Source organism: Microbacterium sp. SSM24, assembly GCF_025989145.1.
Lineage (GTDB): Bacteria > Actinomycetota > Actinomycetes > Actinomycetales > Microbacteriaceae > Microbacterium.
Window position 1 is genome coordinate 1,241,562 of the sequence record NZ_JAPDNQ010000001.1, and the last position, 14,438, is coordinate 1,255,999.

The 14,438-nt window shown below is 71.2% G+C and carries 15 protein-coding genes; 5 read left to right on the top strand and 10 right to left on the bottom strand.

Annotation, left to right across the window (positions count from 1 at the left end):
• Positions 1 to 18: 18 nt before the first annotated feature.
• The 3 genes from OL358_RS05665 to OL358_RS05675 form a co-directional block, all read right to left on the bottom strand.
• Entirely contained in the window at positions 19 to 399 is a 381-nt protein-coding gene (locus tag OL358_RS05665; protein ID WP_264708966.1) for a fluoride efflux transporter FluC, read from the bottom strand.
• Positions 396 to 809 (bottom strand): fluoride efflux transporter FluC, encoded by a 414-nt coding sequence (locus OL358_RS05670; RefSeq protein ID WP_264708967.1) that lies wholly within the window; start codon positions 807 to 809, stop codon positions 396 to 398. Before OL358_RS05670 ends, OL358_RS05665 begins: the two co-directional genes overlap by 4 nt.
• 129 nt (positions 810 to 938) lie before the next feature.
• A complete protein-coding gene (locus OL358_RS05675; protein WP_264708968.1) occupies positions 939 to 1,907 on the bottom strand; it encodes a DNA topoisomerase IB in 969 nt (322 codons plus the stop codon).
• A gap of 237 nt (positions 1,908 to 2,144) precedes the next feature.
• Here OL358_RS05675 and OL358_RS05680 point away from each other — a divergent pair, with 237 nt between their 5' ends.
• Positions 2,145 to 2,309 (top strand): hypothetical protein, encoded by a 165-nt coding sequence (locus OL358_RS05680; protein ID WP_264708969.1) that lies wholly within the window; start codon positions 2,145 to 2,147, stop codon positions 2,307 to 2,309.
• A 78-nt stretch (positions 2,310 to 2,387) separates the two neighbouring features.
• On the opposite strand, the gene OL358_RS05685 is transcribed toward OL358_RS05680, so the two are convergent.
• Positions 2,388 to 3,167: a MerR family transcriptional regulator gene (locus OL358_RS05685; RefSeq protein WP_264708970.1), complete on the bottom strand. Its 780-nt coding sequence runs from the start codon at positions 3,165 to 3,167 to the stop codon at positions 2,388 to 2,390.
• Between the two features lie 135 nt (positions 3,168 to 3,302).
• Between OL358_RS05685 and OL358_RS05690 the strand changes: the two genes are divergently transcribed.
• Both OL358_RS05690 and OL358_RS05695 read left to right on the top strand, forming a co-directional pair.
• Positions 3,303 to 4,190: a DUF4097 family beta strand repeat-containing protein gene (locus OL358_RS05690; protein WP_264708971.1), complete on the top strand. Its 888-nt coding sequence runs from the start codon at positions 3,303 to 3,305 to the stop codon at positions 4,188 to 4,190.
• Entirely contained in the window at positions 4,190 to 4,798 is a 609-nt protein-coding gene (locus OL358_RS05695) for a PadR family transcriptional regulator (protein WP_264708972.1), read from the top strand. Before OL358_RS05690 ends, OL358_RS05695 begins: the two co-directional genes overlap by 1 nt.
• A 53-nt stretch (positions 4,799 to 4,851) precedes the next feature.
• On the opposite strand, the gene OL358_RS05700 is transcribed toward OL358_RS05695, so the two are convergent.
• Positions 4,852 to 5,391, bottom strand: a complete 540-nt coding sequence (locus OL358_RS05700) for a universal stress protein (RefSeq protein ID WP_264708973.1) — start codon at positions 5,389 to 5,391, stop codon at positions 4,852 to 4,854.
• A gap of 158 nt (positions 5,392 to 5,549) precedes the next feature.
• Between OL358_RS05700 and OL358_RS05705 the strand changes: the two genes are divergently transcribed.
• Entirely contained in the window at positions 5,550 to 5,729 is a 180-nt protein-coding gene (locus tag OL358_RS05705; protein ID WP_264708974.1) for a DUF3073 domain-containing protein, read from the top strand.
• A 35-nt stretch (positions 5,730 to 5,764) separates the two neighbouring features.
• Here the strand turns inward: OL358_RS05705 and OL358_RS05710 are convergent, their stop codons facing one another.
• The 3 genes from OL358_RS05710 to purM are packed head-to-tail and all read right to left on the bottom strand — an operon-like array spanning position 5,765 to position 9,600.
• On the bottom strand, positions 5,765 to 6,997 hold the full coding sequence (locus OL358_RS05710; RefSeq protein WP_264708975.1) for a CynX/NimT family MFS transporter: 1,233 nt from the start codon (positions 6,995 to 6,997) through the stop codon (positions 5,765 to 5,767).
• Complete coding sequence (gene purF, locus OL358_RS05715) at positions 6,994 to 8,454, bottom strand: amidophosphoribosyltransferase (protein ID WP_264708976.1); 1,461 nt, start codon at positions 8,452 to 8,454, stop codon at positions 6,994 to 6,996. Before purF ends, OL358_RS05710 begins: the two co-directional genes overlap by 4 nt.
• A gap of 6 nt (positions 8,455 to 8,460) precedes the next feature.
• Positions 8,461 to 9,600 carry a phosphoribosylformylglycinamidine cyclo-ligase gene (gene purM / locus OL358_RS05720; RefSeq protein ID WP_264708977.1) on the bottom strand — a complete coding sequence of 380 codons (1,140 nt, stop codon included), beginning with the start codon at positions 9,598 to 9,600 and terminating at the stop codon, positions 8,461 to 8,463.
• A 336-nt stretch (positions 9,601 to 9,936) separates the two neighbouring features.
• Between purM and OL358_RS05725 the strand changes: the two genes are divergently transcribed.
• Positions 9,937 to 10,548 carry a zinc-binding alcohol dehydrogenase gene (locus OL358_RS05725; protein WP_264708978.1) on the top strand — a complete coding sequence of 204 codons (612 nt, stop codon included), beginning with the start codon at positions 9,937 to 9,939 and terminating at the stop codon, positions 10,546 to 10,548.
• Positions 10,549 to 10,550: 2 nt separating this feature from the next.
• Here OL358_RS05725 and OL358_RS05730 read toward each other — a convergent pair whose 3' ends face one another.
• Positions 10,551 to 10,877 carry a potassium transporter Trk gene (locus OL358_RS05730; protein WP_264708979.1) on the bottom strand — a complete coding sequence of 109 codons (327 nt, stop codon included), beginning with the start codon at positions 10,875 to 10,877 and terminating at the stop codon, positions 10,551 to 10,553.
• A gap of 176 nt (positions 10,878 to 11,053) precedes the next feature.
• A complete protein-coding gene (locus OL358_RS05735) occupies positions 11,054 to 14,410 on the bottom strand; it encodes an HtaA domain-containing protein (RefSeq protein WP_264708980.1) in 3,357 nt (1,118 codons plus the stop codon).
• Positions 14,411 to 14,438 lie beyond the last annotated feature (28 nt).

The following is a 14,438-nucleotide window of genomic DNA, read 5'->3' on the forward strand; positions in this document are numbered from 1 at the left end:
CTCCGCCTGTGGGGGCGTTCACGCCCACGGGCCCGCGAGAACCGATCCGAGCGCGATCCCACCGGCTGCCGCAGCGGCCGCGAAGACGAGCGTCCCGAGCAGGTTGGCCGCGGCATCCGTCCATCGCCGGCGCTCGGCCAGCAGCACCGTCTCGACCGAGACCGTGCTGAACGTCGTGTAGCCGCCGAGCAGTCCGACACCGAGGACGAGCGCCGTCTCCGGCGCCAGCGCGGTGCCGAGTCCGGTGATGACGCCGAGCACGAACGACCCGCTCACATTGACCACGAGGATGCCGAAGGGGAAGCCGTCGCGCGTCCGGATGAGGCGGTCGACGACGTAGCGCAGGCCTGCACCGGCGCCGCCCGCGACCGCGAGTCCCAGGACGACGAGGAGGTTCATTCGGCGACCTCCGGCTCCACGGCCGTGCGCGGCTCTCCGCTCGCCCGGCGTCCGATCGCGAGCCCCACGACGGCCCCCGCGACGCCGGCGAAGACGGATGCCGCCGCCAGCCCGCCCGCGAGCGACGGCGTCGACAGCCACACGGCCGCGTCGACGGCGAACGCGCTGTACGTGGTGAAGCCGCCGAGCACGCCGGTTCCGAGGAAGGCCCGGAGGCGCGGACGGCGGCCGTCGAGCATGCCGACGACCACTCCGAGCAGGAGGCTGCCGACGGCGTTGATGCCGAGCGTGACCCACGGCACCGCACCGGGATCGCTCACCGGTGCGAGCAGAGCGGCCCGGGCGAGGACCCCCGCGGCGCCCCCGGCGACGACCAGGCCGAGCGTTCGCACGTCGACCGGCTGGGGCATCCCCTCACGCTACCCGCGCCCCCGTCCCCCATCCGTTTGTGCGGGCGAATGTGCGGACGCCCGGGCGTGTTGACGCACATTCGCCCGCACGAACGGACGGACGCGAGAAGCGGGGTCAGCGGCGCGGGGTCAGCGGCGCGGGCGGATCAGGCCGAGGATCGCGGACTCGGCCGAGATCGAGAGGTCGAGCGTCTCGCCGTCGCGGTAGCGGGTGAACACGCGGGGGTCGATGTACGAGCCGCGCGCGACGGCCGGCGTGTTGCCGAGAGCCTCGGCGGTCGCACGCACGGCGAGCAGCTCGGCGCGCTTGCGGTCTTTCGCGGTGTCGACGGCGCCGATGCGGGCGAGAGCCTCTGCGGCGAGGATCGTGCCCCGCAGCGTGCGGAAGTCCTTCGCGGTGAACTTCTCACCGGTCAGCGAACGCACGTACGCGTTCACCTCGGCCGGCGTGAGCGGCACCCGTCGCCGCCCGCGATCCCACGCGAGCAGCGCCGAGCGCGGGCGCCCCGCGGCGAGCAGCTCGACGACGCCCGCCAGATCGGCGTCGTCGACCTCGAGGAGCTGGCGCTTGCCGCTCTTCCCCGGGAACGCGAGCGTGACGACGGATGCCGCCACCGACGCGTCCCGTCGCTGCAGCGTCGTCAGCCCGCGGCTTCCGTGCGCCGCGAGGTAGCGTTCGGAGCCGATGCGCGGTGCCGCCTGGTCGAGCAGCCGGAACGCCGTCGCCAGCACCCGCTCGCGATCGAGATCGCTGCGGCGGAGCGATGTGGTGACCCGCCCGCGGGCGCGCGGCAGCGTCTGGGCGAGACGAAGCGCGCGGGCGTACTTGCGGCGGTCGCGTCCGACGGACCACTCCGGGTGGTACAGGTACTGCTTGCGGCCGGCGTCGTCGGTGCCCACGGCCTGGATGTGGCCGTCGGGACGCACGCTGATCCAGACGTCCTCCCACGCCGGAGGGATCACCAGGGCGCGAATGCGCTCGACGTCGGCGTCCGAGACAGCGGCGCCCTTCGCGTCGACGTACCGGAATCCGGACCCTGCACGCACCCGTCGGTGCCCGGGGTCGTCGAACGGACGGACTCGTGCGAGCTTCGGCATCCGCCCCCCTCGAAGTCGTTCAGGCTGCCTTCACGCTAGATCCGGGCTCGCGCCGGAATGGGGGGCTTGACAGCGGCACGCGTGGTGCTCCGGGCGCCGCGCGTATGCGACTACACCCGGAAATCCGGGGTCGTCAAGCCCCTCCCCGCCGCCGGGCAGCGATGCCAGCGTTGATGCGTGTCCACGAGACACCCGGTATGTCACCCCGCGTACCGATGAAGGAGAAGGAGAACCTCCATGAACCTCGCCCTGATCATCATCATCGTCGTGGCCGTCGTGCTCGCCATCGTCGGCGGACTCAACAGCGCCCTCAGCTGGCTGCTGTGGGTGGCGCTCATCGTGGGTGTCATCGCACTCATCGCGTTCCTCTTCCGCGTCATCACCGGAAGCCGACGCGCCTGACGAACCAGCGCTCTCGGGTTTCCTCCCGATAGGACGGATGCCGCGACCCGACGGGTCGCGGCATCCGTGCGTCGAGGCTCAGAGGTTGCCCTCGGCGTAGACGCCCAGCGCGTCGCGGACGAACTCGGCGCCTTCCGTGCCGCCCGCGCCCGTCGCGTAGTTGCGACCGAAGCGAGGGTCGGCCACGTACATCTCGCCGAGCCCGATGACGTACGCCTTCACGTCGCCGCCGGGCACCGCGGCGGGCGTGCCCGGAATGCCGGTCAGCCAGTCCACGTGGCGCTTCGCGAGCGCCTGGGCCTCGTCGGAACCGGGAGCGATTCCGCTCTCGGCGGCGGCGATCCAGTCGCGCCCGAGATCGGACACCTGCTGCTGCCAGGCCGCCTTCTCCTCGGCGCTCATCGAGCGCCACCAGCGGTCGCTGTCGGCGTAGGCCTTCTCGCCCCAGCGCTCCTCGACCTCATCCTTGTACTGCGTGTGGTCGAAACCGTCGAACATGTTCTCTGCCATCAGTCGTTCACCTCCTCTCAGTGCGGTGATGGTGTTCTCGACCGATGCGACTTGGCGCATCAGCCGGTCCTGCTCCTGCCTCAGCCACGCGAGGTGGGTCTCGAGTGCGGGGATCTCGGATGCCTCGCGCTCGATGACCTCCGCGATCTGCGGCAGTCCCAGTCCGAGGTCGCGCAGCAGCAGGATTCGCTGCAGCCGCACGAGAGCGGTCTGGTCGTAGTACCGGTAGCCGTTGTGGCCGACCCTCGACGGCACGAGCAGTCCGATGTCGCCGTAATGGCGAAGGGTGCGGCTCGTCGTGCCGGCGATCTTGCCGATCTGCTGGATCGACCACTCGGTTTCGGTCATGAGTACGACGTTAGAGGTTGACGTTGCGTCAAGGTCAAGCTGCTCGCAGCATCCGATTGACAGGAACGCGATATATCGTGTTATTCTCGGGGCACGCGATATATCGTGAACACACCCCAACCCCTGGAGAACACCATGACCCTGGAGAAGTGGATCATCCACCCGGGCGAGACGCGCGTCATCGACATCGAGACGGTGCGGTCGCTCAAAGTCGGCCTCATCGGCGGTCAGATCGACGTCATCGCCCACGACGAGCCGAGCGCCCGCATCGAGGTGCACGGCGTCACCGTCAAGGACCTCCGCATCGAGGTCGTCGGCGACACCGTCGAGATCGATCACCCGCAGCTGCGATGGGACAACTTCCTCGAGGTGTTCCGCAACTTCACCGCGAGCGGGCCGAAGGCCGAGATCAGCGTCGCCGTGCCTCGCTCCGTCGCCCTCAACCTCGGCGTCGTCAGCGCCAGCGCCCTCGTCGCCGGGCTGCAGTACGACGCCAAGCTCAACACCGTGTCGGGCGACATCATGGTCGACGGCCTCACGGGCGACCTCACCGTCAACGCCGTGTCGGGCGACGTGCAGGTGCGCGACCTGGTCGGCTCGCTCAACGCCAACAGCGTGTCGGGCGATGTCACCGCCACCGGCACCCTCGCCAAGGCGACGATCGATACCGTCTCCGGCTCCGCGCTGATCGACTCGGCCGGCGACCTGCAGACCGTGAACGTCAACACCGTCAGCGGCGCGGTCACCGTGCGCGTGGACGACGGCCACCCCTCCAACTACGTCGTGCGCAGCGTGAGCGGCAAGGTGCAGGTCGACGGGGTCATGCGCTCCGGGAACGGCACCGGGCCCACCACGAACTTCACCGGCTCGGTCGGCGAGCTCAGCGGCAGCTTCGCCGACGTGCGCGCCAACAGCGTGTCGGGCGACGTCACCGTGCTGCGCCGACCGGTCGCGGCGCCGGATGCTCCGGTCGAGGGAAATCCCGCCGATGGCGCTTCCGCCGCCGGCGAGGGGGAATGGTGATGAGTCCTGTCTTCTCCCACGGCGACCTGCGCCTGTACCTGCTGAACCTCCTCGACGAGGGGCCGCGGCACGGCTACGACATCATGCAGGCGCTCTCCGACCGCACCGGCGGCACGTACACGCCGAGTGCCGGCACCATCTACCCGCGGCTGGCCAAGCTCGAAGAGGAGGGACTCGTGACCAAGTCGATCGACGGTCGCAAGACCGTCTACGCGATCACCGAGGCCGGACATGCCGAGGTCCAGTCCCGCGCCGGTGAGCTCGAGGGCATCGAAGCCGGCCTCGCCGACTCCGTGCGCCTGATCGCGGACGAGGTGCGAGGCAGCGTGCGCGAGGCGATGCGGAGCCTCCGCGCCGACCTCGCCGCCGCCCGAAGCGAGGAGCGCGGGGCCGCGACGGCGCAGGCTGCGTCGGACGACCCGCGCATCCAGAGCCGGGAGCAGCTGCACCGCGCGGATGCCGCGATCAACGACTTCCGGGTGCGTCTGCGCACCGATCTGCGCGGCCATGTCGCCCGCGGTGGCGAGCTCGCGGCATCCATGATCGACGAGCTCACGGCGGACCTCGACCGCATCGCGCGTGAGGTCACGCGCACGCTGCGCGGCTGACACCGATGAGAAGGGGGCTGGTTCCGGATGCCGGAGCCGGCCCCTTCGTCACGTCAGGAGGGCCAGATCTCCTCGTCGTCGGCGACCGGCTCGCCGAGCGGGACCACGAGCAGCGACCGGTGCTGACGGTGCGCGAGGCGCGCGGCGACCGAGCCCGTGAAGAACTCGCGGATCGACTCGCCGATCCCCCGCTTGCGCGTGCCGACGACCAGGAGCTTCGCGTCGATCTGCTCCGCCAGGTGCTTGATGGCCATCGCCGGGTCGCCGACGAGCTGCTGCACGCTCCAGTTCACGTCGTGTCCTTCGAGGAACGCGGATGCCGTGGCCTTGACCCTGGCGAGCTCGCCCTCGCCCGCCGCGATGTTGAGATCGATCGGCGCCGAGTGCACGTAGCCGTCGGGATCTTCGTAGGTGACGAACCGCGTCACGTCGACGTGGACGACGACGAGCGGCGCACCGAGGAGCTTCGCGTACCGGGCGCCCTCGGCGAGAACGCGGGTGGACTGATCGGGAATCACCCCGACGATCACCGCCCCGCGCACGTCCGCCGCCTTCGTGAGGGCGTCAGCCGGGTCAGATGCCTCGTCCGTCATGCGTCCGCGCTCCTCATGCGTCGATGCCACAACCAAGGAGGAGCCCGCCGTGGTGCGGAGGCTCCGTGTTATCCTGAATGCTACTCTTACCGGCCTCGAGCCGGCGTCGTTGCGGCGGGCATCCAGAAGCCCGCGACTCACATATGAGGGGGTCTCGCATGGGGCGTGGCCGTCAAAAGGCGAAGCACACCAAGATCGCCCGCGAACTCAAGTACGACGTTCACAGCGTCAACTATGGGGCGCTGGAACGCGAGCTCGGGCACCCCTCTGACGACGCATACGTCGACAAGTGGGCGGATCAGTACTCGGGCGAGTACGAAGACGAGAAGGCCCAGTAGTCTCTCCGCGCTCTCGCGCCGCCTGAGCGGTCGCCTCACCACGCGCCGTGACGACGTTCCCAGTCGTCCTCGATGGTGTGCCTGCGCGCCGCCACCGCTCCCGCGGGAATCGCGGCGGCGACCACGCACGCGAGGATCAGCAGCGGAATCGTCCAGGAGTCGGTCCACCCGTGGATCAGGCCGATCCCGAACGGGAACAGCGCGACGATCGCATACCCGATGCTCTGAACGAACGCGCTGAGCGCGACCGCCGTCTCATGCGTGCGGGTGCGCAGTCCGAGCAGCACGAGCGTGAGCGGGAAGAGGAGCGGAGCGAGCCCGAGCAGCACCACCCACAGCCACGGCGCGGCCTGCGGGGCGAACAGCAGACCGGCGATGCCCGACAGCCCCGCGACGACCGCCACCCCGAACAGCGCCCGCGTCGCGTTGAATCGCACGACGAGCACGGGCACGAGCAGCGAGCACGGCAGCCCCATCGCCGCGAACAGCGAGAGGAGGGCGCCGGCGGCGGCCGGCGTCACACCGGCGACATCCTGCAGCAGGGTGGGCAGCCACGCGAACGACGTGTAGGCGAGCACCCCCGATACCGTGAATCCGACGACGAGCGCCCACGCAAGCGGCAGACGCCACATGCGCCGGAAGGCCTGCGGGCTCGCCGCCTCGATGTCGACGTCGGATGCCTGCGTCGACCTCGCGCGGATCGAGAGCGCGATCCACGGGATGCACGCGACGAGCGCGAACAGAGCCCACAGTCCCAGCGAGAGCCGCCAGTCCGCGGCATCCGCGATCGGCACCGCCACCAGCGGCGGCGTGAACGTCGCCACCGCCATCGTGGTCGAGTAGATCGTCGTCATGAGCCCGATGCGATCGGGGAAGTACTTCTTCACGAGCGGCGGCAGAAGGATGTTCCCCACTCCGACAGCCGCGAAGATCAGTGCGGTCGAGGCGAGCAGCGTCGTCGCGTCGACGGCGAGCGCGCGCCACGTCATGCCTGCGACGGCGACGACCATCGCAGCCACCGCCAGCCGTTCCAGACCGAACCGTCGCTCCAGCTGCGGAGTGAGGATGCCGAACACGGCATAGCAGACCGGGGGTGCCGTGCCGATGAGACCGGCGACCGCCGGCGTCACGGCGAAGTCGGCGCCGATGAAGGCGAGCACGGGCGAGAGCGAGGCGACGGCGGTCCGCAGCGAGAACGCGAAGAGGACGATGCCGATCACGGCGAGCGCGCGCCCCTGCCAGAGCGGGCGCGCGGGCAGCGAGGTCAAGACTCCTGGGACCCCTCGACCCAGGCCAGGTACTCCTCGGTCACCGTTCCGGTGATGTAGCGGCCGTCGAAGCAGCTCATGTCGAGGTCCTCGACGTCGGAGCCCTCGAGGATCGCCGCCTTCAGGTCCTCGACCTCCTGGTACACCATGTAGTCGGCGCCCAGCTCTTCGGCGATCTCGGGGATGGTGCGACCGTGCGCGACGAGCTCGTGGCGCGAGGGCATGTTGATGCCGTAGACGTGGGGGAAACGCACCGGCGGCGCGGCCGAGGCGAACGTGACCGTCTTGGCTCCGGCATCCCTCGCCATCTGGATGATCTGCTTCGACGTCGTGCCGCGCACGATCGAGTCGTCGATGAGGAGCACGTTCTTGCCCTTGAACTCGCTCGACATCGCATTGAGCTTCTGGCGCACGCTCTTCTTGCGGGCGGCCTGTCCGGGCATGATGAACGTCCGGCCGACGTAGCGGTTCTTGTAGAAGCCCTCGCGGTATTCGATGCCGAGCTTCCGCGCGACCTGCATCGCGGCGGGACGCGACGAGTCGGGAATGGGCATGACGACGTCGATCGTGCCGGCGGGGGTGTACTTCGCGATCGTGTCGGCGAGGCGCTCGCCCATGCGGAGCCGCGCCTCGTAGACCGAGATGCCGTTCATGATCGAGTCGGGCCGGGCGAGGTAGACGTACTCGAACGAGCACGGGACGAGCTGGGCGTCGACGGCGCACTGATGCGTGTGCAGGTGCCCGTCGAGGTCGACGAACACGGCCTCGCCGGGGTCCACGTCGCGGACGACCTCGAACTCGCCGTTCTCGAGCACGAGCGACTCGCTCGTGACGACCCATTCGTAACTGCCGTCGGCGTTCTTGCGCGTGCCGAGGATGAGCGGACGGATGCCGTACGGGTCGCGGAAGGCCAGCAGGCCGTGTCCGGCGATGAGCGCGATCGCCGCGTACGAGCCCTCGACGCGCTCGTGCACGCGCGTGACCGCCTGGAAGATCTCCTCGGGCTCGAGATCCACGCCCGAGATGGAGGCCTGCAGCTCGTTCGCCAGGACGTTGACCAGCAGTTCCGTGTCACTGGAGGTGTTGAGGTGACGGCGGTCCTTGTGGAAGAGCTCGTCGGTGAGCTCACGCGTGTTGGTGAGGTTGCCGTTGTGCACGAGGACGATGCCGTAGGGCGCGTTCACGTAGAACGGCTGCGCCTCCTCTTCACTCGAGGCGGTGCCCTTGGTCGCGTAGCGCACGTGCCCCAGTCCGAGGTTGCCGAGGAGGGCGCGCATGTCGCGCGTGCGGAACGCCTCGCGCACCTGCCCCTTCTCTTTGTGCACGTGGAAGACGCCGTTGGTCTCGGCGGTCGCGATGCCCGTCGAATCCTGACCGCGATGCTGCAGCAGGAGGAGTGAGTCGTAGATCTCCTGGTTCACCGCTCCGCGGCCGACCATCCCGACGATTCCGCACATGGGGTGTTACTTCGCTCCGTTGTTCTCGCTGTAGGCGCCGACGAGGCGCACTGCGCCGCCGTCGACCCCCTTCGCACCCTGCTCGAACTCGCCCGCCGGGCGCTCTCCGGTGCGGACGACTCCGACCTGCCAGGTCGCGATGCCTTCGGCGGTGAGGGCGGATGCCGCTGCCCCCGCCTTGTCCGCGGCCACGACCGCCAGGAACCCGATGCCGAGATTCCACGTGCCCTCCGTCGCCTGGAGCTCCAGGTCGCCGAGGTCGGCGAGGACGCGGAACACCGGAGGCGGCGACCACGTCGCGCGGTCGACCTCCACCCAGGTTCCCTGGGGCAGCACGCGGGCGAGGTTCGCCGCGATGCCGCCGCCGGTGACGTGGCTGAGAGCGTGGACCGCGTCGTCGGTCTCGGCGATGAGACGCAGGAGCGGCCGGGTGTACAGGCGCGTCGGCTCGAGCAGCGCCTCGCCCCAGGTGGTGCCGTGCGCGCCGAGGTCCGGTGCACGGTCGCCGTACTGGATGCCGGCACCGGCGACGATGTGTCGGACGAGCGAGTAGCCGTTCGAGTGCAGCCCCGAGCTCGCGAGCGCGAGGACGACGTCCCCGTCGCGCACGCGGTCGGCCCCGAGGAGCCGGTCCGCCTCGACGACGCCGGTGGCGGCGCCCGCGACGTCGTAGTCGTTGATGCCGAGCAGGCCGGGGTGCTCGGCGGTCTCGCCGCCGACGAGGGCGGTTCCGGTCTCGGCCGCGCCCTGCGCGATGCCCCGCACGATATCGGCGATGCGCTCCGGGAAGACCTTGCCGCACGCGATGTAGTCGGTCATGAAGAGCGGCTTCGCGCCGACCACCACGATGTCGTCGACGACCATGCCGACCAGGTCGAGGCCGATCGTGTCGTGCTTGTCGATGGCCTGCGCGATCGCGACCTTGGTGCCCACCCCGTCGGTGCTCGACGCGAGGAGGGGCTTCGCGTAGGCGCGAAGCGCGCTCGCGTCGAAGAGCCCCGCGAACCCGCCGACTCCGCCCAGGACCTCGGGTCCGTGGGTGCGGCGCACGGCCGACTTCATCAGCTCGACGGCGAGATCACCGGCGGCCGTGTCGACGCCCGCTGCGGTGTACGGGTTGACGGCATCGGGGGAAGTGGAGGCCACGACTCCAGCCTACCGGCGGCGCGCCCGCACGGATGCCGCGTGACGGGTGCCGAGCACCCGGCATCCGTCGCCCTTGACTGCTCCCGGTCTCTGCCGCGCTCGTCATCTCAACCGCGATCGTCCCTCCCCGCCGCGATCGCCCGTCACGAGCGGAGGAGATGTGACGAAAGGAGGACGGATGCCGCGCCCGCCGTCCTCCTTTGGTCACATCTCCTCTCTTGATCACCGGCGCGCGAACCGGCCGGCGAACCGGACCGGCGCGCCCGTACGGATGCCGCGTGACGGGTGCGCGGCCCGGCGGGGCGGGGCGGGGCGAGGCGGACCTACAATGTCGGCATGGGCGGCACCGGGGCTCCGGAGTGGCTGATCCGCGAGGACGCGGGTCAGCCGGTTCTGCTCGCCCTCTACCTGCGGCAGGTGCTCGGGATCCGCTCCCCGGAGGAGCTCCCGCAGCTGCGCGGCATCCCTCCGCGGGTCAACGACCGCGACGACGAGACCCAGGCGCTGCTCGAGCGGCAGTGGCGCGAGTACTGGGCCATGACGGTCGAGCCGCAGGCCCATCCGTCACCCGTGCCGCTCGACCTCGTCGAGGGGTTCGACACCATGCTCGCGCTGGCGTCCGAGGGCGCCGAGGTGCTGCGGGCCGCCGCCACGCCGCATGCCGCCGAAGCGCTCGCGTTCGCGCAGTCCGCGCACGCGCGGTACCGGCGTGACGCCAGCCCGGGGACCGGTACGGCCTATCGCGCGTATGCGAGCGCGATCGCGGAGCACGAGCGCCAGGTGGGTCGCCGTGCGCACTCGTTCGAGCTGAACGTGCAGGTGCTGCCGCTCGCGCAGCGGGGCGTGTGGTGGATCGGATCGCTCACGATCGCCGTCACCGACGGATTGCGGGGGGATGTCGCGGCCTTCGACGCCGCGATCCATCCGATCATCGCCGAACTGGCGTAGCGCTAAGGGGTCTCGTCGACCTGGACCGATTCGCGGTCGACCGTCACGCTGTGCGTGTGGCTGCGCGAACGGCGGTCGAGCAGCAGCGCGACGACGGCGGCGAGCGCCAGGCCCACCGGCACGCACACGAGGGCGAGGAACCCGAACACCTGACCCTGCGAGTACACGAGCCCGGTGTTGGGGCTGACGTCCTCGGTGCCGTCGAACGCGAAGGTCAGGATCATCGCGACGAGGATCCCCAGCGCGGCGCCGACCAGCAGGAAGACCGAGAACTTCGGGGCGCGGCGCACGCGCACGGTCTCGATGTGGTCCTCGACGTGCTCGGTCATGCTTCCATTGTCCCACTCCCCGCGGCATCCGTCCCCGCAGGCGCGAGTCGCCAAGACGCGCCGACCCTGCGCACGCGAGAGCGGCGTGTTCTGGCGACTCGGCGCTCCGAGCGGGCACCGGGAAGGGGACGGCGCCCCGCGAAGCCGAGCGGGGCGCCGTCCGAGAACGCCGGGGGTCAGTCGGCGTCGGTGCCTCCGCTGTCGCCGGCCGTCGCACGGCGGCGGGAGGTCACGATCCAGACCGCGACGCCGATCCCGAGCGCCAGGGCGAGACCGCCCACGGCCCAGGGCCACACCGGCGCCGCGTCTTCACCCGACGCGGCTTCGGTGTCGTCGGCGCCGGCCTCGGCGACCGGCACCTCGTCCACGGGCGCGGCGACCGGGGCCGCTCCGCAGTCCGCCGGGACCGGCAGCACGGCCGAGATCGGGTCGAGCGCTTCGCCCGCGGCGTACGTGCCGAACGCTGCCGCGCCGGCGTCGGTGAGCGTTGCCGGGAGCGCGTCGAGCACGAGGCCCTCGTCGGTCAGCTCCAGGTCGGGCAGAGCGAACTCCGCCAGACGGACCCCGGCCTGCTCGACCGCGGCGCCCTCCTGGGTCGTGCCCGACACGTCGAACACGAGGTATCCCACGTCGCCGGCGAGTTCGATCCGCGCGTTCGCGAGAGTCGTGTCGAGCGCGCCGCCGTGACCGGTGAAGCGGATGCTGCCGCCGAACGTCACGAGCCCGGTGCGGGACGCGGCATCCGTCGTGCCGGTACCCGAGCTCCACACGAACTCCGGGTACTCGTACACCACGTCGACGAGCTCCCAGCCACCCGCGGCGATGCCCTCGATGTACGTGCGGAAGCTCTTCTTGAACCCCCAGCGCAGCGTCGCGTCCGCGACGACGCAGCCGTCGGTCTCGGCCGCGGCGCGCGCGAGGGTGAAGCGGATGCCTCGGTCCACGGACCCCTGGAAGGTGAGCGTGTGCTCCCCGTCGGGCAGCGTCGCAGGGAGGGCGCCCGTCCAGGTGGCCGTGCCCGAGGCATCCGCGGTCACTTCGCCCAGCAGCGTGGGCGTCGAATAGACCACGACCGAGATGCCGGACTCGTTCGGCGCGAAGCCCGGCACCGAGACCGTGGCGGTCCTGCCCGATGCGAGCGCGGCGAGAGTGTCGTCGTCGAGCTCGATCCCGGACGTCGCCGGGGGCGTCGACGGGATGCTCGCGACGGGCGCCTTCGGTGCGGCGGTCGCGACGGTGCCGGTGCTGCCCGCGGGAGCGGGCGCGGCGACGCCGATCGTGAAGGTCACCGGGTCGAGGGTCGTGGTGAAGCCCTGGAACACCCGGCTGCGGCCTTCCGCGGTCAATGTCGCGGGGACGCTGCGGTAGGTGACGGCCCCGCTCGCCGTGATGCGGGTCGCCGAGGCGAGGTCGAGGGTCGCGAATGCGACCTGCGATCCGCCGCTGGTCACGGACAGCGTCGCGGACGACGCCGAGGTGATGCGCACCTGCGGGTTCGCGACGGTCACGTCGAGCACGCCACCGTGGCCCGTGAACCGCACCGCGCCCGCGTACGACACGGTGCCGGTGCCGGTCGCGGCACTGTAGGTGGAGGCGGCCGACTGACCGAACTGGAAGAGCCCGTTGGCGCGGGTGGCGCCGCCGGACACCGCGATCGCGCCGTGCGCGATGTCGCCGGTGACGTATGAGGCGAAGCTCGACGAGATCGCCCACTTCAGCGAGCCCGCACCGGCGGGCGCGGTCGGCGGCGCGACCGGCGGCTTCGGGTCGACCGGCGGCTCGGGGTCGACGGGCGGCGTCGTGCCGGGGAAGAGCACCTTCCAGTGATCGGCCGTGAGCGGCACGTCGGCGCGCGCATAGATCGTCGAGGCGCCGGGGGCGGTGTGCCCCTGCCACACGATGACCTCGTACGTCTTGGCCGGGTCGAGGTGGGCGGTCGGCGCGACGAGGGTCTTGGCGAAGCCGCCGCCGACGATGGCTCCTGGCGTCATCCAGTAGCCGAACGCGACGTAACCGCCGCCGGCGTCGACGTGCGCCTCGGTCCCCTTCTCGATGATGGCCGCGTAGGCGCCCGTGACCGATCCGAAGCCCGACCCGACGATGTCGACCGTCGCGCCGGCGGTCTGGGAGACGTCCGACACCGACAGCGTCAGCGCGGGAACGGCCGGCGGGAACACGGCGTTCCACTGCGCGTCGCTGATCGTGACATCGGCACGCGCGTGGATCGTGACGGCGGTCGGGAGCGTGTGCTGCTGCCACGCGATCACCTCGTACTGGGTGGTGCGGTCGAGCTTCGCGGCGGGGGCGACGAGGTCGACGGCGAAGGCGCCGCCCGCGATGCCGCGCACGTACTGCATGGCCGCGTACCCGCCGCCGGCCGTGACGGCTGCCTCGGTGCCCTTCTCGATCAGCGCGACGTACTCGCCCGTGGCGGTGCCGAACTGGCTGCCTGCGACGCGCACGGTGAGACCGGCGTCGGTCGCGGTGACGGCGGTCGCCGAGACCTTCGCGGCCGGCGTGTAGGCGAGGGCGACGCTCTTCTCCTGCGCGGCGTTGCTCACACCGCCGGCGCCGTACGTGTAGATGCCGTACGTGCCGCCCGCGGGCGGGGTCGCGGCATCCTTCAGCGTCAGCCGTGCGGTGAACGTGCCATCGGTCTCGAGCTCGACCCACTGTGCCCGGATCGCGCCCTGGTACTGCGAGGGCACCTGCGCGAGGACGGATGCTGCGAGCGCCCACTGCTGCGCGCCGACCGCCCGCTGCGACGAGGCCGCGCCGGCGGAGGGCTGCCATGCGGCGCCGAAGGATCCGAAGACGACGTACGTGCCCTGGGGCAGGGTGTTCGGGATCGGCACTCCGCGTCCGCCGACGTTGGCTGCCGGGTCGTAGCCCGAGCCCTCGACGACGACGACGTCGCCCGCCTTCACCGCGGTCTGACCGATCGGCGTCACGCCGTCTGCGGCGAACACCTCGAGCGTCGGCGTGAAGGTCGGCTCGGGTTCGGGCTCCGGCTCAGGCTCCGGCTCGGGTTCGGGCTGCGGCTCGGGTTCGGGCTGCGGCTCGGGTTCCGGCTCGGCGGGCGGGAAGACGGCATCCCACTGCGCGGAGCTCACGGTGACGGCGGCCCGGGCGTAGATCGTGGCGGCCGTCGGCAGCGTGTGCTGCTGCCACGCGATGACCTCGTACGACAGGGTGCGGTCGAGGGATGCCGCGGGCGCGGTGAGGTCGACGGAGAACGCCCCGTCGGTCAGCGACCGCACGTACTGCATCGCCGCGAAGCCGCTGCTGGCCGTGACGGTGCCTTCCGCTCCCGCGGGGATGACCGCGACGTAGGCGCCGGGCACCGCGCCGAGCTCGGACGCGCTCGCGCGCACCGTGAGGCCGGGGGCCGCGGCCGCCGTCACCTCTGCGGTGATGGCCGGCCCCGCGGCGAGCGCCGGCGGGGCGGTGACGGCTCCGGCGACGATGAGGAGCAGGGCGAGAACGGTCGCGACGGCGGCTCTGCCACGGTCGAGGACGGGCTGCGTGAACACGTGTGGGTCTCCGGGTGCCCGGGCGCGC